Annotated in this window: 14 protein-coding genes; 11 read left to right on the top strand and 3 right to left on the bottom strand. The window is 41.8% G+C overall.

The genetic code is table 11. The features are described 5' to 3' along the window. The first annotated feature begins 319 nt into the window (after nucleotides 1-319). The 6 genes from gltB to PAND9192_RS15140 all read left to right on the top strand — a co-directional run bounded on the left by gltB (nucleotide 320) and on the right by PAND9192_RS15140 (nucleotide 9644). Nucleotides 320-4783 (top strand): glutamate synthase large subunit, encoded by a 4464-nt coding sequence (gene gltB / locus PAND9192_RS15165; RefSeq protein ID WP_087854459.1) that lies wholly within the window; start codon nucleotides 320-322, stop codon nucleotides 4781-4783. 15 nt (nucleotides 4784-4798) lie between these two features. Beyond that, on the top strand, nucleotides 4799-6208 hold the full coding sequence (locus tag PAND9192_RS15160) for a glutamate synthase small subunit GltD family protein (RefSeq protein WP_087854458.1): 1410 nt from the start codon (nucleotides 4799-4801) through the stop codon (nucleotides 6206-6208). A gap of 175 nt (nucleotides 6209-6383) precedes the next feature. Beyond that, a complete protein-coding gene (gene mtnN / locus PAND9192_RS15155) occupies nucleotides 6384-7082 on the top strand; it encodes a 5'-methylthioadenosine/S-adenosylhomocysteine nucleosidase (RefSeq protein ID WP_087854457.1) in 699 nt (232 codons plus the stop codon). A gap of 26 nt (nucleotides 7083-7108) precedes the next feature. After that, complete coding sequence (locus tag PAND9192_RS15150) at nucleotides 7109-8071, top strand: cobalamin biosynthesis family protein (RefSeq protein ID WP_087854456.1); 963 nt, start codon at nucleotides 7109-7111, stop codon at nucleotides 8069-8071. Further along, nucleotides 8071-8907, top strand: coding sequence for a vitamin B12 ABC transporter substrate-binding protein BtuF (gene btuF, locus PAND9192_RS15145; protein ID WP_234999165.1), 837 nt, complete (start codon nucleotides 8071-8073; stop codon nucleotides 8905-8907). The genes PAND9192_RS15150 and btuF overlap by 1 nt, the downstream gene beginning before the upstream one ends. Nucleotides 8908-9032: 125 nt before the next feature. Next, nucleotides 9033-9644, top strand: coding sequence for a TRIC cation channel family protein (locus tag PAND9192_RS15140; RefSeq protein ID WP_087854454.1), 612 nt, complete (start codon nucleotides 9033-9035; stop codon nucleotides 9642-9644). A gap of 94 nt (nucleotides 9645-9738) precedes the next feature. On the opposite strand, the gene PAND9192_RS15135 is transcribed toward PAND9192_RS15140, so the two are convergent. Then, nucleotides 9739-10359 carry a DedA family protein gene (locus tag PAND9192_RS15135; protein ID WP_087854453.1) on the bottom strand — a complete coding sequence of 207 codons (621 nt, stop codon included), beginning with the start codon at nucleotides 10357-10359 and terminating at the stop codon, nucleotides 9739-9741. A gap of 326 nt (nucleotides 10360-10685) precedes the next feature. On the opposite strand from PAND9192_RS15135, the gene PAND9192_RS15130 reads away from it, so the two are divergent. Beyond that, nucleotides 10686-11981: a peptidoglycan DD-metalloendopeptidase family protein gene (locus PAND9192_RS15130; protein ID WP_234999163.1), complete on the top strand. Its 1296-nt coding sequence runs from the start codon at nucleotides 10686-10688 to the stop codon at nucleotides 11979-11981. Nucleotides 11982-12054: 73 nt separating this feature from the next. Here PAND9192_RS15130 and erpA read toward each other — a convergent pair whose 3' ends face one another. Continuing rightward, nucleotides 12055-12396 (bottom strand): iron-sulfur cluster insertion protein ErpA, encoded by a 342-nt coding sequence (gene erpA, locus PAND9192_RS15125; RefSeq protein ID WP_060997610.1) that lies wholly within the window; start codon nucleotides 12394-12396, stop codon nucleotides 12055-12057. A 62-nt stretch (nucleotides 12397-12458) separates the two neighbouring features. After that, on the bottom strand, nucleotides 12459-13847 hold the full coding sequence (gene clcA / locus PAND9192_RS15120) for a H(+)/Cl(-) exchange transporter ClcA (RefSeq protein ID WP_370738395.1): 1389 nt from the start codon (nucleotides 13845-13847) through the stop codon (nucleotides 12459-12461). 346 nt (nucleotides 13848-14193) lie between these two features. Between clcA and hemL the strand changes: the two genes are divergently transcribed. From hemL to PAND9192_RS15100, 4 genes are all read left to right on the top strand, one after another. Then, on the top strand, nucleotides 14194-15498 hold the full coding sequence (gene hemL / locus PAND9192_RS15115; protein ID WP_087821561.1) for a glutamate-1-semialdehyde 2,1-aminomutase: 1305 nt from the start codon (nucleotides 14194-14196) through the stop codon (nucleotides 15496-15498). Between the two features lie 382 nt (nucleotides 15499-15880). Next, nucleotides 15881-16966 (top strand): AI-2E family transporter, encoded by a 1086-nt coding sequence (locus PAND9192_RS15110; RefSeq protein WP_087821562.1) that lies wholly within the window; start codon nucleotides 15881-15883, stop codon nucleotides 16964-16966. Nucleotides 16967-17124: 158 nt separating this feature from the next. Beyond that, nucleotides 17125-18144: a 16S rRNA (guanine(1207)-N(2))-methyltransferase RsmC gene (rsmC, locus tag PAND9192_RS15105; protein WP_060997606.1), complete on the top strand. Its 1020-nt coding sequence runs from the start codon at nucleotides 17125-17127 to the stop codon at nucleotides 18142-18144. 269 nt (nucleotides 18145-18413) lie between these two features. Next, nucleotides 18414-21791: a hybrid sensor histidine kinase/response regulator gene (locus PAND9192_RS15100; RefSeq protein ID WP_200817829.1), complete on the top strand. Its 3378-nt coding sequence runs from the start codon at nucleotides 18414-18416 to the stop codon at nucleotides 21789-21791. The last annotated feature ends 295 nt before the right edge of the window (nucleotides 21792-22086 follow it).

Raw genomic sequence — 22086 nt, 5'->3', positions numbered from 1 at the left:
TATTCCCCCCACCACGCTATCTCATATTAACGACCACCAGCAACCAAACTTAGTGCTTTTTTAACCTCAACAACCAGTCATTACCGCTTAACTTTTACCAACAAAAAACTTACAACTGTAATGAATATTAATTTATTTCAGATAGTTAAAGTTAATAAATATCCCTTAGCAGTGATAAATATCATTTGTTAGCAATATTTGACCTTTTTGTAAATTATCGTTAGTTTGAAATATTGTAGGAAGTAAAATGGATGATCTCACTTGATTGCTATTTTACAGTAAAACTGTTTGTAACAAACAGGCGCAACGGAGAATTGCAATGTCACTGTATAACCCATCACTAGAGAAAGATAACTGTGGTTTCGGTCTTATCGCCCATATCGAAGGTGAAACTAGCCATAAACTTGTTCGAACCGCGATATCAGCCCTCGATCGTATGACCCACCGAGGAGGTATTGCCGCCGATGGTAAAACTGGCGATGGTTGTGGCTTATTAATCAAAAAACCCGATAATTTTTATCGTATTATCGCCGCAGAAAAACAGTGGAATTTATCACGCGAATTTGCGGTAGGAATGATCTTTCTTAGCCAAGATCCGGTGCTAGCACAACAAGCGCGCGAAATTATCAATCAAGAGTTAATCACTGAAACCTTATCGATTGCAGGTTGGCGCGAAGTACCGATTAACCCCAGTGTGCTTGGTCCTATCGCGCAACAATCTCTACCAACTATTGAGCAAGTATTTATTAATGCTCCCGCAGGCTGGAAGCCGCGTGATATTGAACGTCGACTTTATATTGCTCGACGTCGCATTGAAAAACGTATTACTGCTGATAAAGATTTCTATATTTGTAGCCTTTCAACTCAAGTTACGGTCTACAAAGGGTTATTTATGCCTGCTGATCTACCTAAATTTTATCAAGATTTAGGGGATATTCGTTTAGAGTCATCGATTTGTTTATTTCACCAACGTTTTTCAACTAATACTCAGCCACGGTGGCCATTAGCACAACCTTTTCGTTATTTAGCTCACAATGGTGAAATTAATACCATTACCGGCAACCGCCAATGGGCGCGAGCACGAGCGTATAAATTTAGCTCGCCACTGTTGCCAGATTTAAAAACAGCCGCGCCGTTTGTTAATGAGACCGGTTCCGATTCATCCAGCCTTGATAATATGCTGGAGCTATTTTTAGCTGGCGGCATGGATTTGTTCCGCGCGATGCGGATGTTAGTGCCACCCGCATGGCAAAATCACCCCGATATGGATCCAGCATTACGTGCTTTTTATGATTTTAACTCCAAGCACATGGAACCTTGGGATGGCCCTGCAGGCATTGTGATGTCTGACGGTCGTTATGCAGCATGTAACCTTGATCGTAATGGCTTACGCCCAGCACGTTATGTGATCACCAAAGATAAACTGATCACTATCGCCTCTGAAGTCGGCATTTGGGATTACACCCCCGATGAAGTCGCAGAAAAAGGCCGGGTTGGCCCCGGTGAACTGTTAGTTATTGACACTAAATTTGCTAAAATCTGGCACTCACAAGATATCGATAACGAACTCATGAGTCGCCATCCCTATAAGCAATGGATGGATACCCATGTTCAACATTTAACCCCGTTTGAAGAGTTAGGTGATGACCACATTGGTCAACGTAGCTTGGATGATAATCAGTTAAATACCTATCACAAACAATTTAACGTCAGCCGCGAAGAACTCGATCAAGTGCTACGAGTGGTGGGTGAAAATGGCCAAGAAGCTACTGGTTCTATGGGTGATGACGCACCAATGGCTATATTGTCATCACAACAGCGACCAATCACGGATTACTTCCGTCAAATGTTTGCGCAAGTTACCAATCCACCTATCGATCCTTTACGTGAAAAGCATGTAATGTCACTTGCCAGCTGTATTGGTCGTGAAATTAATGTGTTCTGTGAAACCGATAGTCATGCTCAACGAGTAGCATTTAAGTCACCAGTATTACTCCATTCCGACTTTAAACAATTACTCGATCTCGATCAGCAATACTACGCCAGCAATCAACTTGATATTAATTTTGATCCTCAACATACCGATCTTGAACAAGCGATTGTGAGTCTGTGTGATAAAGCTCAACAGCTAGTTGAGCAAGGCGCGGTACTGATTGTGTTATCCGATCGCGCAATTCGTCCAGACACGTTACCGATTCCAGCAGCAATGGCTGTCGGTGCAGTACAGCGTCGCTTGGTTGATAACAATTTGCGTTGTGATACCAATATTGTGGTAGAGACAGCCACAGCACGCGATCCACATCAATTTGCAGTGTTATTTGGCTTTGGTGCAACCGCGATTTACCCTTACCTTGCTTACGAATCACTAGCAAAAATGATTGATACTAAGGTAATTGATAAGTCATACCGCGACGTAATGACCAATTATCGTAATGGTATCGATAAAGGCCTATTTAAGATCATGTCAAAAATGGGCATATCAACTATCTCTTCTTATCGTTGTTCAATGTTATTTGAAGCAGTTGGCTTGGGCGATGACATTATTGAATTGTGTTTTAAAGGTGTCGCAAGTCGCATTGCAGGCGCCGACTTTAGTGATATTCAACAAGACTTACATAACCTTGCTCGTAAGGCATGGTTAAAACGCAAGCCAATTGATCACGGTGGTTTACTAAAATATGTTCATGGCGGTGAGTTCCATGCTTATAACCCCGATGTGGTTTCAACCTTACAAAAAGCAGTTAAATCTGGCAATTATCAAGATTATCTCGCCTTTGCGGATCAAGTAAACCATCGCCCAGTAGCAGCTATTCGTGATTTATTATCCTTGGTAGGTACCGACAGCCCAATTGCACTTGAGGAGGTTGAAGCGGCGACTGAGTTGTATAAACGTTTTGACTCAGCTGCAATGTCAATTGGTGCCCTGAGCCCAGAAGCCCACGAAGCATTAGCAATTGCGATGAACCGTTTAGGCGGTTGCTCTAACTCTGGTGAAGGTGGCGAAGATCCACGTCGTTTTGGTAATGAGCGTAATTCTCGCATTAAGCAAGTTGCTTCTGGCCGCTTTGGGGTTACGCCGCATTACTTGGTCAATGCCGATGTGATTCAAATTAAAGTCGCTCAAGGTGCAAAACCCGGTGAAGGTGGTCAGCTTCCAGGTCATAAAGTCACTACTGAAATTGCCAAGTTACGCTTTGCAGTACCTGGCGTGACATTAATTTCACCGCCACCACATCACGATATTTACTCGATTGAAGATCTGGCGCAACTGATCTTCGATCTCAAACAAGTCAATCCCAAAGCATTAGTGTCAGTCAAACTGGTGTCTGAACCTGGGGTTGGTACTATCGCGACCGGTGTTGCCAAAGCTTATGCCGATTTAATCACCATTTCAGGTTATGACGGCGGTACGGGTGCAAGCCCACTTACGTCAGTCAAATATGCCGGTAGTCCGTGGGAACTTGGATTAGCCGAGACTCAACAAGCATTGGTTACCAATGGTCTACGTCATAAGATCCGTCTGCAAGTTGATGGCGGCTTAAAAACGGGACTTGATGTAGTTAAGGCAACCATTTTAGGTGCTGAAAGCTTTGGTTTTGGTACCGCACCTATGGTCGCCCTTGGGTGTAAGTATCTGCGTATTTGTCACCTCAACAACTGTGCCACTGGGGTTGCGACTCAAGATGAAAAGCTGCGTCGTGATTTCTTTAAAGGATTACCAGAACAGGTAATGAACTACTTTATTGGTGTCGGTGAAGAAGTACGACAATTATTAGCTCAACTTGGGGTTAAGCAGTTAACCGATTTAATTGGTCGCACAGATCTATTACAACAACTTGATGGCTTTACCGCCAAACAGTCAAAGTTAGATTTAAGCCCATTACTGGTGGCACCAACACCGCAAGCAGGTAAAACCTTGTATTGCAGTGAAGCCAACACTCCCTTTGATGACGCGCAATTAAGCCAACAATTGTTAAAGCAGACGTTAAGTGCTGTTGAAAACCGCAGTGGTGGTGATTATCACTTCCCTATTTGCAATACTGACCGTTCAATTGGTGCCCGTTTATCGGGTGAAATAGCTAACCGTTACGGTAACCAAGGCATGGCATCAGCACCGATCACACTACACTTTATCGGTACTGCAGGACAATCATTTGGGGTTTGGAATGCTGGCGGACTTAATCTTAATCTCACCGGTGATGCTAACGACTACGTGGGTAAAGGTATGACTGGTGGTGTTATTTCAATTCGCCCACCACAAGGTTCTGCATTTAAATCTAGTGATGCAACAATCATCGGCAACACCTGTTTGTACGGTGCGACAGGCGGCAAACTGTTTGCAGCAGGTAAAGCGGGTGAGCGTTTTGCAGTACGTAACTCAGGCACAATTGCTGTCGTAGAAGGTGCAGGCGACAACGCTTGTGAGTATATGACTGGCGGTATCGTGGCTATTTTAGGTAAAACAGGCGTTAACTTTGGTGCCGGCATGACAGGTGGTTTTGCTTATATTCTTGATCAAGATGGTGATTTTGCTGGTCGTGTAAATCCAGAATTAATTGAAGCTATCTCTCTCGATAAATTAAAGATCCATCAGGAACACTTACGTGGTTTGATTGACCGCCACTGGCAAGAAACAGCGTCAGCACATGCAAATGATATTCTGACCCACTTTGAGCAATGGATTCCAAAGTTCTATCTTGCCAAACCAAAATCAGCAGATATCAACACTCTGCTAGGTCATCAAAGTCGTTCAGAATCTGAACTGCGTCTTCAGGCACAATAAAGGAAGGGATAACCAATGAGCCAGAATGTTTACCAATTTATTGATGTCGAGCGTATCGACCCACCTAAAAAAGCGATCCAAATTCGTAAAATCGAGTTTGTCGAAATTTATGAGCCGTTTACCGAGCAACAAGCAGCCGCACAGGCTGATCGTTGCCTCGATTGTGGTAACCCTTATTGTGAATGGAAATGTCCAGTACATAACTACATTCCACAATGGCTAAAACTTGCCAATGAAGGCCGTATTATTGAAGCGGTTGAGTTATCACACCAAACCAACACCCTGCCAGAAGTGTGTGGTCGTGTATGTCCACAAGATCGTTTATGTGAAGGAGCCTGTACTCTTAATGACGATTTTGGTGCTGTCACTATTGGTAATGTTGAAAAATACATTACCGATAAAGCATTTGAAATGGGCTGGAAGCCTGACATGTCCAATGTCGAATTAACCGATAAAAAAGTCGCCATCATTGGCGCTGGCCCTGCTGGACTTTCTTGTGCTGATGTTCTGGTTCGTAATGGTGTAAAACCGGTAGTGTTTGACCGCTACCCTGAAATTGGTGGTCTACTCACATTTGGTATTCCGTCATTTAAATTAGAAAAAGACATTATGGTCAATCGCCGCCGTGTCTTTACTGAAATGGGGGTTGAGTTCCACCTCAATACTGAAGTAGGTAAAGATATCAGTATTGAAACGCTACTGGCTGATTATGATGCGGTTTTCTTAGGGGTCGGCACCTACAAAAACATGCGCGCAGGGCTGGAAAATGAAAATGCCACCGGTGTCTATGATGCGCTGCCATTTTTAATTTCTAACACTTACCGAGTGATGGAGTTGGAGCAGCAGCAACCGTTTATCGATATGAAGAATAAACATGTGGTTGTACTTGGTGGTGGTGATACCGCCATGGACTGTGTCCGTACCTCAATTCGTCAAGGGGCAACAACTGTTACTTGTGCTTACCGCCGCGATGAAGCCAATATGCCAGGTTCAAAACGCGAAGTGAAAAATGCCCGTGAAGAAGGGGTTAACTTTGCTTTTAATCTACAACCATTAGCAATTGCGGTTGATGATAACGGTAATGTAATTGGCGTTGATGTAGTGAAGACCGCATTAGGCGCAGCAGATGCTGCGGGGCGTCGTCGTCCAGAACCTGTTGCAGGTAGTGAACATCGACTCGCAGCAGATGCGGTGATCATGGCGTTTGGTTTTCAGCCTCATGCAATGCCTTGGCTGGCACCTTATGATGTTGAACTCGATCAATGGGGGCGTATTAAAGCCACAGACACTGAGTTTGCATTTCAAACCACCAACCCTAAAATCTTTGCTGGCGGTGATGCGGTACGCGGTTCTGATCTCGTCGTTACAGCCATTGATGAAGGCCGCAAAGCCGCTGATGGTATCCTTGATTATTTAGACCTATAAAACACTTTAGTCATTACCAGCCACAATCAACACAGCAGTTGCAGTTTGCATCTGCTGTGTATTTACAACGATTAAAGCCGTTGACACGAGAGTTTTGGAATAATGATTATCGCTCATGCTACAATCTTGATCATATCAGCACTATTCGTGCCCTCATCAACAAGAGATACCATTCATGAAAATCGGCATTATTGGCGCGATGGAACAAGAAGTTGCCATCCTTAAAGATCAACTGACTGACTGCGAAACACATAACAAAGCAGGTTGTACGATCTATACCGGTAAACTAAACGGTGCAGACGTTGCTTTACTACAATCAGGGATTGGTAAAGTATCTGCAGCTGTAGGTACTGCGATTTTACTTGAAACCTTTCAACCTGATGTTGTGATTAACACCGGCTCTGCGGGCGGTTTTGAGTCAAGTCTAAACGTTGGTGATGTGGTTATTTCTACCGAAGTACGTTACCACGATGCTGACGTAACAGCGTTTGGTTACGAAATTGGTCAAATGGCGCAGCAACCAGCAGCATTCCTTTCTGATGAAAAATTAATGTCAGTAGCCGAGCAAGCACTTGCGGCATTACCACAACCACCACATGCGGTACGTGGCTTGATTTGTACTGGCGATGCATTTGTATGTTCAGCAGAAAAACAAAACTTTATCCGTACTCATTTTCCAACCGTGGTTGCAGTTGAAATGGAAGCAGCGGCGATTGCTCAAGCTTGTCACCAATTTAAAGTGCCATTTGTGGTTGTGCGCGCAATTTCTGATGTTGCCGATAAAGAATCACCAATGAGCTTTGATGAGTTCCTACCACTTGCAGCACAAAGCTCTTCTGTAATGGTTGCTAAAATGGTTGAATTGTTAAACTAATAATATCAATGAGATGATAACTACTGATGACAACTTCGGCATTTATCGCCTCATTGACAACCAATAGCTCCCTGCTAGCTTTGTGGGGAGCATTATTATTACATTGGTTATTACCGATTCCACACCAGCTCCACCCTTTACGTATTTGGCAGCGCTTAGCATTACTGATTGCCACTCGCGTCAACCATCCTCGTGAAAGTTATTCACAACGACTCTTAGTCGGTTATTTAGCATGGGCACTAATGTGGGTCACTGCCTTGGTCTTGTTAATTGCCATCAACCAATTAGTTTGGTATTCAACCCTTTTTCAATTGACACTATTATGGCTTGCGCTTGATTGGCATCATACCGCTGATCTTAGCCGTCAATTTAATCATGCCTATAATCGTCACGATAAAGATCACTGCCGCCAATTGCTCGCACCCCATATTAATCGTAATACAGATGTACTTTCACTGCTTGGTTTAGGTAAAGCGGGCGCTGAAACCATTATTTTAAGCTACGGTCGACATGTGGTTGGGGTGTTATTTTGGTATGCTATTGGTGGCGGCATTGGGGCTATTTTATATCGATTAGCCATCAGTCTTGCTCGCGCATGGTCACCAACACGAACTCAATATGCCGTGTTTGGATACCCCGCGATTCGCATTGTAGCAATCATTGATATCGTTCCATTACGGCTGTTGGCGTTATTGATCAGTGTCGGTCATAATAGCCGCGCTGTAATACAAGGCTTACGTCAGCAAGGTGAGCATTGGCATTTACCCGGTCCTGGTTGGCTTTTAGTTGCCATTGGACACAAACTGACGTTATCACTAGGAGGCCCTGCAATTTATAATAATATAAAAATGCAACGGCCACGTCTGGGGGGGAGAATCGCTCCTGCTGCGTTACATCTTTCACAAATCCAGCAACTTATCACACAACGACTGTATGCGTGGATTATCGTTGAAAGCTTATTATTATATTTTTTCGGTGGAGTTTTATAGTGCGGTTATTGGCTTTATTTATACTGGTGATCTGTGCCAGTTTTTCAAGTACCGCAGCCACTCTCGCGCAACAAACGCAACGTATTATCAGTTTATCTCCCCATACTACTGAAATGGCTTATGCGGCTGGTTTAGGTGATAAACTTATTGCAGCAAGTGCTTATAGTGATTACCCACCAGCGGCAAAAAAACTGGAGCGGGTTGCCAATTATCGTGGCCTTAAAATGGAGCGGATCTTAGCCTTAAAGCCCGATTTGATTTTAGCCTGGCAAGGTGGCAACCCCAGCCGTGAACTTGCTCGTTTACAACAATTGGGAATGAAGATCATTTACTCAAACCCAAAAACATTGGCAGATATACCGAAAACATTAGTACAACTAAGCCAATATGCAGCTTCGCCACAAATCGCACTTCAAGCGGCGGCGGCATTTAACCAACAATTACAGCAACTAAAAATAGCCAATCATAATAAATCTAAAGTGCGTTATTTTTATCAATTAGGCTCAACCCCATTAATGACGGTCACCGATAATGGCTGGCCAAGTCAAATCTTTAGTTTTTGTGGTGGCGAAAACATTTTTGCTAATAGTCGTGTCGCCTACCCTCAGGTTAATCAAGAGCAGGTCATCGTTGGTCAACCTCAAGTGATCTTTAGTCCGCAACCAATAACAACGACGCTGCAATTATGGGCGCCATGGCAACAGCAATTAGCAGCGATTAAGCAACATCATATTTATCAGTTAAACGCTAATTGGTTAAACCGACCCACACCACGAACATTACTGGCGATAAAACAAGTCTGCGCGTTACTCAATCAAGTACGAGACGATCACTAATCACACTATTGCGATAAACCCTGTGAATAACTTCACAAAGCATTTAATTGCTGTTGTGCGTTGCGAATTTATTCGTACAATCTCAGCCGCTTTACTCAACTTCATTTATTCTTGTAGGTACAGAGATGCTCATTTATTTTCTCGATATGTTTGGCACCGCAATTTTTGCCGCATCGGGTGTGCTCATGGCTGGGCGGTTACGTATGGATCCGTTTGGCGTCGTCGTACTTGCAAGTGTGACTGCCATTGGTGGTGGTACTATTCGAGATATGGCATTAGGGGCAACACCGGTATTTTGGATTCACGATACTAACTATTTATGGGTGATTTTTATTACCTGTATTATCACTATGCTTGCCACTCAACGTCCACGACGAATGCCATGGTATTTTCTGCCCGTTGCTGATGCGATTGGACTTGCAGTGTTCGTTGCTATAGGGGTCGAAAAATCATTACGTTATGGTGCATCACCATTAGTCGCCGTGATTATGGGCGTGATTACAGGTTGTGGTGGCGGCGTTATTCGTGATGTATTAGGTCGCGAAGTACCGATGATCTTTCGTACCGAAGTGTATGCAACAGCATGCATTATTGGTGGTATTATCCACACGCTCAGCTTAACACTCGGTGTATTACCTTCAATGGCAGCAATTATGGGGATTATCACCACCTTATCGATTCGTTTAGCCGCTATTCGTTGGAACCTTTCACTACCAACTTTTGCACTGCGTAATTAAATCAATAGCCTAACTAGTTGATAATAAAAAACCGCCATGCTTGCACTTTTCACGTGCAAGCATGGCGGTTTTTTTATTACAGTCAATTCAAGTGCTATTTTTCAATCACCACTCGACGGCGCTGAAAACGACGGTAAACCAGCCATATAATTGCAACAACGATCACCGCGACCACCACCCAGCATTGCGTCTGATACTTATGGTAAAACGCTAGCATAGGCGCAACTTCATCGCGTAAATAAGCTGGAGCAACACCAAAAACAAGTAGCCATATTGTCACGGCTAAAAAGTTACCGGTAAAAAACAATTTTGCAGGCATGGCTGCAATACCGCAGCCAATACACATAAATTGTTTAATCCCTTCAACAAAACGACTAATGATCAACCCTAACATGCCATAACGATCAATAAAGCCATGCAGCTTGGTTAATGTTTTAGGTTTGATCCATTGTTTACGGGTAAGCACATGCCCAAATTGACGTCCAATAAAGTAGCCAATGCTATTGCCAATAAAGCTTGCGCTCCAGCCGACCATAAGCACCGCTGGTAATGACATTTTACCCGATGCTGCTAATAAGCTCGCAACCACTAATAATGACTGTCCTGGCGCGGGAATCCCCATGCCTTCAACTGCAATTGCGAGTGCTAAAATATAATAGCCATATTGCTGCAGCAATGGCGTGAGTTCAGTAATAATATGTTGAATCGATTCCATGGCCAGTCTATGTCAGAAAAATGAACATTAATTTGTGATGATAGACTGAATTTAGCAGAGACCCTAACGATCAAAGCTAAAAATTAAGCTTACCAAAATGAACTTATTAAAAAAAGCTGGCTCTCAGTAGATAAGAATTGTGATTTTAAGACGATAACATTACATAAATTCTGTTGTAAAAATGACCTTTTTTGCTTGCTTCGACAAATTTATAAAAAACAATCTTGAATATTTGGGCTTCAATAGCCGCTTATATTAAAACCCGTTACACTTAATATTATTTATTTTTTTTTAATACTGTTATGAATGGAAGCTTCTTACCCCGTATGCCAAGAATAAATAAAATACTGATCGGAGTAATCGCTAGTGCGGTTATTGCCTTGATTATGGCACCTGATATTTATGCAGAGCCGCCGACAACAATCGAGCCTACATATCAATTAGGCCAACATTATCCGTTGGTTTTACCCCCAACATCCGCAGCGGCAGTCACAACAAAGCTAGCACCCTACTCAGCATTAGCTTGGAAAACCCACACCATCAAAAATGGTGAAAGCTTAGCTGTCGCATTTGATAATGTCGGCTTAGACAGTGTGTTATTACATCAAGTGGTTTCAACCAGCCATAAAACTAAAAAACTGGTCTCGTTACGTCCAGGGGATAATCTCAATTTTGGTTTTGATGATGCTGGCAAACTTATTGAATTACACCAACCATTAAACAACATTGAAACCTTAGTGGTAAAACGCACGTCTGATGGGAATCATTTTACGGCCTCAATTGATAAGCAACAAATCGAAACCCAAACCAACTATGCTCAAGCAACGATTGATTCTAGTTTTTGGAATGCTGCTGATAAAGCAGGCTTAACCGCGAATCAAATCATGGAAATAGCGGCACTGTTTGGCTGGGATATTGATTTTGCGCTTGATATTCGAGCTGGCGATAAATTTGAAGTGCTGTTTGAGCAACATTACCTCAACGGTGCAGCGATTGATCATGGTCATATACTGGCTGCGACATTCACTAATATGGGGCAAACATTTACAGCTATACGTCATCAAGACGGCAAATATTACGACAAAGATGGCCAAGCGATGCGTAAAGCATTTTTACGATCACCAATTAACTTTCGCTATGTGAGTTCAAATTTTAACCCACGCCGTCTGCACCCAGTGACTAGACAAGTCAAAGCTCACCGTGGTACTGATTATGTTGCTCCTGTTGGTACCCCAATTTGGGCGGCAGGTGATGGAGTGGTGATGCAATCGGGTTATAACAAATTTAACGGTAACTACGTATTCATTCGTCATAATAGTAACTATGTCACTAAATATCTTCATATGACCAAACGCATGGTAAAAAACGGTCAACGAGTAAAGCAAGGACAAACCATCGGTACTCTCGGTGGTACAGGCCGCGTAACGGGTCCGCATTTACATTATGAATTCTTAGTTAATGGCAAACATCAAAACCCACGCACGGTCGATTTACCCCAAGCTCATTCGTTATCAGGATCAACGCAAACAGTATTTAAACGCCAAGCGCAACAACAACTTGGACAAGTAGCAAATTACAGTACCTTGCTTGCTCAAAATGCGATTTTATTACCTCAGCATTAATTTTTCCTAATGTGACAACCAAAAAAAGCCGTCAATTTGACGGCTTTTTTAATGGTAGTGATAAATCATCGCGTTAAACGCTAAATGATGCTCCACAACCACAAGTTGTTGTTGCATTTGGGTTATTAACAAAGAAGCGTGAGCCTTCTAAGCCTTCAGTATAATCAACAACACCGCCGATTAAATACTGCAAACTCATGGGATCAACCACTAACGTTACACCACTATTTTCAATGGTCATATCACCATCATTGACTTTCTCGTCAAAGGTAAAGCCATATTGAAACCCACTACAACCACCACCAGTAATATATACTCGTAGTTTTAATTCTGGGTTCTCTTCTTCAGCGATAAGCGTTTTTACTTTATTCGCAGCCACATCAGAAAAAGTCAGCGGCAAATTAACATCGCTCATTACAAAACCTCTCAAACACTTCCATTAATTAAAGCTGATTATCTAATACCTGACTATTGTGTTCAAGTATTAGCCGTCTCAACTGGTGTATCATGTGGTGAATCGTGGCCTAATTTTTCTTTTTTAATGGTACGGTGAAGCAATTGGGAGTAAATCGGTTGACCACCAAGCATTTGAGCCATCATGGTTGCACCCAATGTTGTTACCACTAATGGCAAAATAAGGTGGTAGTTATTAGTCATCTCGATAACTAATAAAATACCCGTAATAGGAGCGCGCACGGTAGCCGCAAATAATGCTCCCATACCAGCAATAGCAAATAAGCCCGGTGCAATCCCTAAATGAGGATACATTTCAAGAGCCACGGTACCAAAAAACGTACCAAATAGCGTGCCTAATGCCAACATTGGCGCAAAGATACCACCAGGAGCACCTGAGCCAAAACATAATAATGTTGTCACAATCCGCGCAAAAAACAACAGCAACAGCATATTTAAGCTGTAATCACCGTTGGTCGCAGGTGGAATAAGAAACACACCACCGCCAGTAAGCTCTGGAAAATAAAGTAATAATAGACCAAAACAGCCACCCAACAATCCACCAGTAATTAAATAACGGGTGCGATTATTATGGTGAATGTTAACAAACCAATCTAAGGTAAAAATAATTAAGCGGTTAAAAACAACCCCAAAACCACCAAATAGTACCCCTAAGAGCAAGAATAACCACAACGATGTTAGTGCTGGAGCATCATATTGCGGCATGGTAATAACCGCACTTTGGCCGGAGATAAACCGAAACACAATCGTCGACATCATTGCCGAAATCATGACACATTTAACCGAAATTAAACTGTAACGAAATTGTGGCCGCATCTCTTCGATAACAAACATAATACCCGCCATCGGGGCATTAAATGCCGCAGCTAAACCACCAGCAGCACCCGCCGCAAGTAATGAATGGCGACCTTCTTTATCTTTTAAACGGAAAATATCGGAAATCATACGTCCAATATTACCGCCCATCTGTACTGTCGGACCTTCACGGCCTAAAACCATGCCAGAGCCCAACGCGCCTAAACCACCAAAGAATTTCACCGGAATAACCCGCCACCAGCGAACAGGGCGCATTTCATCCATCGCACCTTCAATCTCAGGAATACCAGACCCCCCTGCCTCAGGGGCAAAGCGACACACTAAAAAATAACCAATAAACGCTAAAATACCACTAACAAGAAAGGCGGCTAACCATAATGGCAGCACGCTAGTGATTTCATCGCGTAGCCAAACAGTACGTTGCTCACTAACCCATCGCACACCAATTTCAAATAGCGTACCGACCAAACCGGCAAGAGTACCGACGAGAGCAGAAAGAAACAGAACAGAAACAGGTGTTTTATCTTGGGTCAAAAAACGCCTTACTAACCCACTGGGTTGAAGGTGGAAAGGCATATGAAGACCGCGCGATTTTTCAGTCATTAGAGAGCCGTATTATATAAAGATAACGCCATTACAGCGCAGAAGATAAGGATGGATGAGTATTATAGCCTAATCCAATGTGGTCATGATTTACACTGCTAATGTTGAAAAATAGCTTTGCAACTGTGACTTGTTCCGCAAATTGTAGTCATATCACTTTAGATTCAGCTTCATTTTAAACCGTAAAATGACTCTCTCTTCAGCGTCACTTTAGGTACAATAAGACAATTTCACTCCCCACACTTCTCTCGCCTATGCTTGATTAGGACAAAGAATTCTGTGGATTGGATCAACGCCTTACTTTTTTATAGGATGTCATATGAGCAAAACAAGCAAGTCAGCTGATTTATTTGCTAAAGCACAACAAAAAATCCCAGGTGGTGTCAATTCACCTGTTCGTGCCTTTGCCGGCGTTGGTGGTACACCATTATTTATTGAACGTGCCGATGGTGCTTATATCTTTGATGCTGATGGCAATGCCTATATCGATTACGTCGGCTCATGGGGCCCAATGATTTTGGGACATAATCATGCCGCTATTCGTGATGCTGTTATTGACGCAGCTCAGCAAGGTTTAAGTTTTGGTGCACCAACAGCGATGGAAATTACCATGGCTGAATTAGTATCAACACTAGTACCATCAATGGAAATGGTTCGCATGGTAAGTTCAGGTACTGAAGCAACCATGAGTGCTATTCGTCTTGCTCGTGGTTTCACTGGGCGTGACAAAATTCTTAAATTTGAAGGTTGTTACCATGGCCACGCTGATTGCCTATTAGTAAAAGCGGGCTCTGGTGCATTAACACTAGGTCAGCCAAGCTCTCCAGGTGTTCCCGCTGATTTTGCCAAGCATACTTTGACTGCGACCTACAATGATTTGAATTCTGTTCGCGAAGCATTCATGGCTCAACCGGATCAAATCGCATGTATTATCGTTGAACCAGTTGCGGGTAACATGAACTGTATTCCACCAGTACCGGGCTTCCTTGAAGGCTTACGTGACATTTGTGATGAATTTGGTGCGTTATTAATTCTAGATGAAGTAATGACAGGCTTCCGTGTTTCACAAGGCGGCGCTCAAGGTTATTACAATATCAAACCTGACATCACAACCTTAGGTAAAATTATTGGTGGTGGCATGCCTGTTGGTGCCTTTGGTGGTCGCCGTGATGTAATGGAATTTGTTGCGCCTACTGGCCCGGTTTATCAAGCAGGTACACTATCAGGTAACCCTGTTGCTATGGCAGCTGGACATGCTTGTTTAACAGTATTAACTGAAGAAGGTAATGAAAAACGCCTCGCAAATACCACTAAGCGTTTAGCTGATGGCTTTAAAGCATTAGCTGAAAAACATGGTATTCCATTAGCCGTCAACCAAGTTGGCGCAATGTTTGGCTTCTTCTTTATTGATCAAGATAGTGTGACTTGCTATGAAGATGTGACCAAGTGTGACGTTGAGCGCTTCAAGCGTTTCTTTAATTTAATGTTAGATAAAGGTGTTTATCTTGCACCTTCGGCTTATGAGGCTTGCTTTACCTCACTTGCACATAACGATAAAGAAATTAACGCTACTCTAGAAGCCGCTGATTTTGCCTTTGCAACCCTTGCTGCTGAAGCGAAATAGCACCATTTAAAATAAATAAGACAATGTAGTTAAAAACATTATTTTATTAATGCTATGATGCAAAAAGGTCACTGATTGTGGCCTTTTTTTATGATAGCTATTTATTATTAGGTTAATCATAAAACCAATAAATAATGCACTCTATATCGTGAAAGTTTACTGCCAAAAATAGACCGCAAGTCCAGCAACCAGTACTAATACAATTAGCACTAACGGCAGCTTAGGTTTTTTTTTGTCATCACAACCACAATTACAACATCCCATAAGTTATCTCCTCGATAAGGGCTATAATCATCAAACCAACTATGGTGATTATAATGATAATCTTTATCAATTAAAGTGAGAGTGACTGTTAGCGGTCGATTTTAAAAGGATAAATACCGTGTCTAAACCCTTTAAGGTAGAACCACGTCACTGGATGCTGATTGCGGCACTCATTGTCGCAGCTTATGCCAGTTATAAATTAATCGAACCTTATCTTGGCCCGATTGTACTAGCATTTATCATTTCGCTGTTATTTGCACCATTGCATAAACGGCTATTAGCTAAAATGCCAACACGTGAAAATACCGCTGCAATGCTGTCATGTCTGATTATGACCGTTATTATTGTTATTCCTCTTTTAGTGGTATTTTCGTCAATTGTGCATCAAGGTACAATGGTATCTAAAGAAAGTTATGAGTGGTTAACCAGCGGCGGTCCCAAAGCACTCTTTGCCCATCCAGATGCTCAAAGGGCGCTGGCATTTATTGATAAGTACTCACCATTCCATGATTTTGACCCACAAGTCATTATTCAAAAAATAGCGACAACAGCATCACAAGTAGGCTCTCAAGCATTCAATATCAGCGCAAAAATATTAGGTGATGCAACCAGTATCCTAGTTAATTTTATGATGATGCTATTTGTCTTATTCTTCTTATTACGTGATAACGATAAAATGATCTCGGCCATTCGTCATGTGATCCCACTATCACGCAGCCAAGAAGATGAAATAATGAACGAGGTAGAACAAGTCGCAAAGTCAGCGGTCCTCGGTTCATTTTTAACGGCCGTTGCCCAAGGCGTTGCTGGCGGATTTGCAATGTGGCTCTGTGGTTTCCCAGGTCTATTCTGGGGCTCAATGATGGCTTTTGCCTCATTAATTCCTGTCGTCGGTACCGCCTTAATTTGGCTACCAGCCTCACTGTATTTACTGCTAATTGGTGATTGGCAATGGGCGCTGTTCCTTGCTTGTTGGGGAGTGATTGTTGTCGGCTCTATCGATAACATCGTCCGCCCATTACTGATGCAAGGCAGTTCAAGTATGAACACTCTGTTGATCTTCTTTTCAATCATCGGTGGTATTCAACTATTTGGCTTAATTGGTATGATCTATGGCCCTATCATTTTTGGGGTTACTTTAGTGTTGTTTAAAATGTATGAGGTTGAATTCCAATCCTTCCTTGAACAACAAGATAATAACTAACCCTCAGTAATCACAGCCTAATATGCCGTTATTATTAGCAATAATAATAACGGCCAATAAGGATTATTACTGTTCTACTGCCAGTGACTTTCTATCTGTCACTATTTATGGAACAATCCGCGTTCCTGAACCATGATATCTATTTTGAGGCCAGTTACATGTCTTATTCCCCTGCGAGCCAAGTGGTTGCTCGTCAATCTGCGTTTTTTGAAAATCGTAAAGTCCTTATTGCTGGTGAACTAAACGATACTTTTGCCTCAGAATTACTTCCAATAGCACAATCGGTAACCGTATTTACCACCAATTACGGTTACGTCGGTGATATTGAACACCACCAAGCAATTGACTGTCATTTTGGCGCTGAACTTAATGCAGAATTAGATATTGATATGATTTTGCTTTTTTGGCCTAAAGCAAAAGCAGAAGCAGACTATTTATTATCGATGCTACTGAGCAAATTTGCCGCCGGCGTCGAAGTCTGTATTGTGGGTGAAAACCGCAGTGGTGTTCGCAGTGCGGAAAAAATGTTTGCTCAATACGGCCCATTAACCAAATATGATTCAGCCCGTCGTTGTAGTTTTTACTGGGGACGTTGCGATACACCTGCTGCTGCATTTGATATCAATAAATGGTTCCGTAGTTACCCTATCAGTATTGCAGGCGTCAATCTTACAGTGCGTTCACTGCCTGGCGTATTTAGCCATGGTGAGTTTGATAAAGGCTCAGAACTACTGCTAAATAACTTACCACCACTCAATGGTCGCGTACTTGATTTTGGTTGTGGTGCCGGTGTTATTGGTGCGGTAATGAAAGCCAAATACCCACAGATCGAACTTGATGTATGTGATATCAGCGCACTTGCGATTGAATCAGCCAAAGAAACCTTTAAAGTTAATCAGCTCAAAGCTAACTTTATCGCTACTGACGTCTATAAAAACATTAATGGTCCTTACCAATATTTAATCAGTAACCCACCTTTTCATGCTGGTCTAAAAACATTTTATACCGCGACTGAAACGTTTATTAATCAAGCGCCTAATTATTTAAATCAAGGTGGTGAATTAGTGATTGTGGCTAACTGCTTTCTGCAATATCCACCTTTAATTGAAGCCTGTCTTGGCCAGTGCGACATTAGTTCTCACACTAACAAATTCAATGTTTATAGCGCAAAAAAATAATAAACAATAACTTATAAGCAATATTTGAATTTTATAAAGGGCAGTCAATACTGCCCTTTTTGATGACGTTAAATTTGTTAATTATGTGCCTTTTGACACGATTCTATTTCTAGTAACTTGATTCATAATAAAAATATAGTATAAACGCTATAATTCATCACATTGAGTTAATACGATAAAGGACCATCGTTAAAATCTTAATGGTTATTTTAACGTGGCATTTATTGCCGTTAAAACCGTAAATACATCTCTTTTATTCAGGCACCGGAATGCAGAATACTCAACGCTTCAAACGTCTTCAGCACACACTCATGCTGGCTTTTTTAGTTCTCAGTATCACTCCATTGATATTGTCAGCACTCTATTTTCTAAATTCACACACTAAAGATTTAGCCGAACAAAGCATTAATCATCTTGCTTCATTACGTGACAATAAACAAAAGCAACTTCAAAGCTTCTTTGCCGCCAAAGAGTCTGAAGTTAAGAGTTTTGCCCGCTCAGAACTATCCAATAATAGTGGTGGTCGTTTTTATGGCTTAGTAGGCGCATTCCACCAGCTGGGCAATATTGATTCCCAACTCGACGCACAAGGTCGAGCTAATTATTTTAATTTAACCTTAACCACTAAAAGCGATCAAACAGCTGACAGTGGTTATATTGGCCATGAACGCTATCGGTTAATGTTTAAACGTTATAACGCTGTTTATAATGAATATCTTAAACGATCTGATTTCAAAGATATTATGTTGGTCGATATTTCAGGTGATGTAGTTTATTCAGTAAAAAACCACCAGCTTTTTGGCATCAATTTATTAGCCCAAAACAACGCCCACCTCGCATTACAGCAAACATTTAAAGCTATCAAAGCGAAAACAGAACAAACACAACATAGCCCAGAACAAGTACCGGTAGTGTTTACTGACTTCAGTAGCAATAGCCATAATAACGATACTACAGCTTGGTTTGCAGCTCCGATTATTCAGCAAGGTTATCTACACAGCTATGTGTTTATGGAGCTAAGTAATAAAAAAGTCACTGAACTGATTCAAGATAATACCAAGCATATTCAAACACTATTAGTGGGTAGTGATCACCAACTTCGATTTGAGTCTAATGCAAAATTACCGTCTCAACTTCAAAGCCAAAGTATTGATCAAGCCTTAGCTGGACAATCTGGTATTGGTAGTTTTATCAACTACGATAATATTCCAGTATTAGGTGCTTTTTCACCGCTAAATATTCTCGGTAATCACTGGGCATTGGTGGTTGAATTGCCAGAAAAAGAAGCCTTTGCACGTATCTTTGAACTTGAGAAAATCTTTGTCGCAGCAATGGTAACCGCAATCATTTTGGTGATCATTACCTCACATTGGCTGTCCAACTCCATCACAGCACCATTGTTACGCTTAACCTGGGCGGCTGAAAAAGCATCGGGCGGTGATTTAGAACAAAAAATTGATGGCACTGAACGCCAAGATGAAATTGGACGCTTAGCGATCAGTTTTGCGCGTATGCAACGTTCTATTCGTGAAAAAATCGGCCTGATCCGTCAACAAAATAAAGAGTTAGAGCATAATCTCACTATTATTCGCCAACAAAATAATGAGCTTCAAACCGCGGATAAGATGAAAGATGAGTTTTTAGCCACAACATCACATGAATTACGTACGCCACTGCATGGTATGGTTGGTATTGCTGAGTCTTTATTAGCAGGAGCTAATGGCACCTTACATGAGCCGCAACGACGTCAATTAGAAATGATCATTAACAGTGGTCAGCGCTTAACAACCTTGGTCGATGATTTGCTTGATTACCATAAAATGCGCTATGGCGATCTAGACATCAATCATCAAGCGGTTGATATGTCAGTTGCGATTCGATTGGTGCTAGAGTTATCAAGCCATTTATTGGGCAATAAACCAATACGCATTATTAATCAAATTCCTGCGGATTTGCCTTTAGTTGATGCCGATGAACAACGACTAGAGCAGGTGTTATATAACCTGGTCGGCAATGCGATCAAATATACCTCAGAAGGTAAAATTATTTTATCGGCAACAGTATTGGAGCATCAATTACGCATTCAAGTAGTTGATACAGGACAAGGTATTCCGAGTGAACAACTAGAACATATTTTTGAACCGTTAATTCAAGCTAATACCGGATCAGCGAATTATCGTCAAGGGGCGGGACTTGGACTCTCTATTAGCCGTCAGTTAATCGAGTTAATGGGTGGGCGTTTGTACGTCAGTAGCCAAACAATGGTCGGAACCACCTTTAGTTTCACGCTTAACTTAGCCAATGCTAATCAAATTGCAGCAATGGCGGCAAACCCTAATAATAATCATTTTAAAGCGCCCTTATTAAATGCCGCCAATTATGACCCGTCTGATTTACCTGAAAATCCAGATGGTGAACGGCTATTAGTGGTTGATGACGAGCCAGTTAACTTACAAATATTGACTAACTTCTTACGCCTTGCTGGTTATCGCGTCCAAACAGCAGAAAGTGGATCTCAAGCACTGGCTTTGATTGCTGAACAACAACCTGATCTGGTTTTGCTTGATATTATGATGCCTGAAATGAGTGGTTATGAAGTGTGTACGACACTGCGCAAAGATTACTCACTATTAGCTTTGCCTATTATTATGTTATCGGCGCTTGGACAAGTACAAGATCGCTTAAAAGGCTTTGAGTGTGGTGCCAATGACTATTTAACCAAACCGTTTAATAAAGAAGAACTTATTGCTCGTATTCGCGCTTACCTTCAAGCTGGTAAAACAGAGATTGAACGCCAGAAAAATCATGCATTAGAGCAAGAAATCCATCGACGTGAACAAGTTGAAATAGGCTTGATTGAAACTCAAAGTCGCTTGCTTGGATTATTAGACTCAACCAGCGAAGCAATTATATGCGTTCAAAATGAAGGTCGAATTAGATATGCCAACGGTGCTGCTGGCAAACTATTTAAACGAGCACCAGAGCTACTTGAGCGTTATACCATTGACGACATACTGGTAACACCACTACCGATTACGGCTACTGATAACCACCACTTCAATGGCCAGTTGAATTATTATATTGGTGATCAGCAGCAACAATTAATGACCGCTGTTATTAATTTACCCGTTGAATCTGGACTCAAACAAATGTTTGTCTTTGATAGTCAAGGGCCCTCAGCTGATCATCGTATTAATCTGCTTGAAAATGCGATTGATGTACTGTCTGAATTTGCCTTTAATGGTGACAAAAACAATCTTCAGCAGTTACGCGAACTCGGTGGTGAGTTTACTCGCTTGGCTGATAAGCTAGGTGATGGTGAACACAATAAAACCGAAATAATTCGCCAGCTATTAGTCGATTCAATGAAAGCAACACTGCTATTTTGGGAAGCAGAATCTCATAAAAGTAAGTTTGAATTAGCTGAAGAAAGTGGTTTATGGCGCGTTTATTTAGATCGAAGTACGCTCCAAACGCGAACATTAGATAAATATCTCCAGCTTGAAACACTGCCTAAAACGCCGCGCTGGCGCACTGTTATAAACACTATTGATTATGTGTTGGAGCGCTGTCCACAGTCAAATACAGCTCGTCAAGAACTGGTGGTGATGCGTGACAAATTACACCACATTATTAGCCATGGTTAATCAGGCATATTAAATAGTGATACAAAAAAAGGTCCTTATAGGGCCTTTTTTTATGGACAGAGGTTATCTTACTCGCCATGACCATCGCTGTAATCAATAGCTACAGCCGTCGATAATGGTCTCTCGTCGACTCGCTAATACGCCACGACAATCACTCTCAAACACTTTTTTAATGCTCGAAATAATCACCTTTAAATCCGTATCGCTGATCGAGATCACACTATCATTATGGTCAAAATTAAACCACATATATCAAAAAATAGCATTCGAACTGCGTCAAAATAATTTCTTTTAG

Origin of the sequence: Photobacterium andalusiense, assembly GCF_900185625.1 — a bacterium.
Classification (GTDB): domain Bacteria; phylum Pseudomonadota; class Gammaproteobacteria; order Enterobacterales; family Vibrionaceae; genus Photobacterium; species Photobacterium aquimaris.
This window is presented reverse-complemented; position numbering and strand designations above follow the sequence as displayed.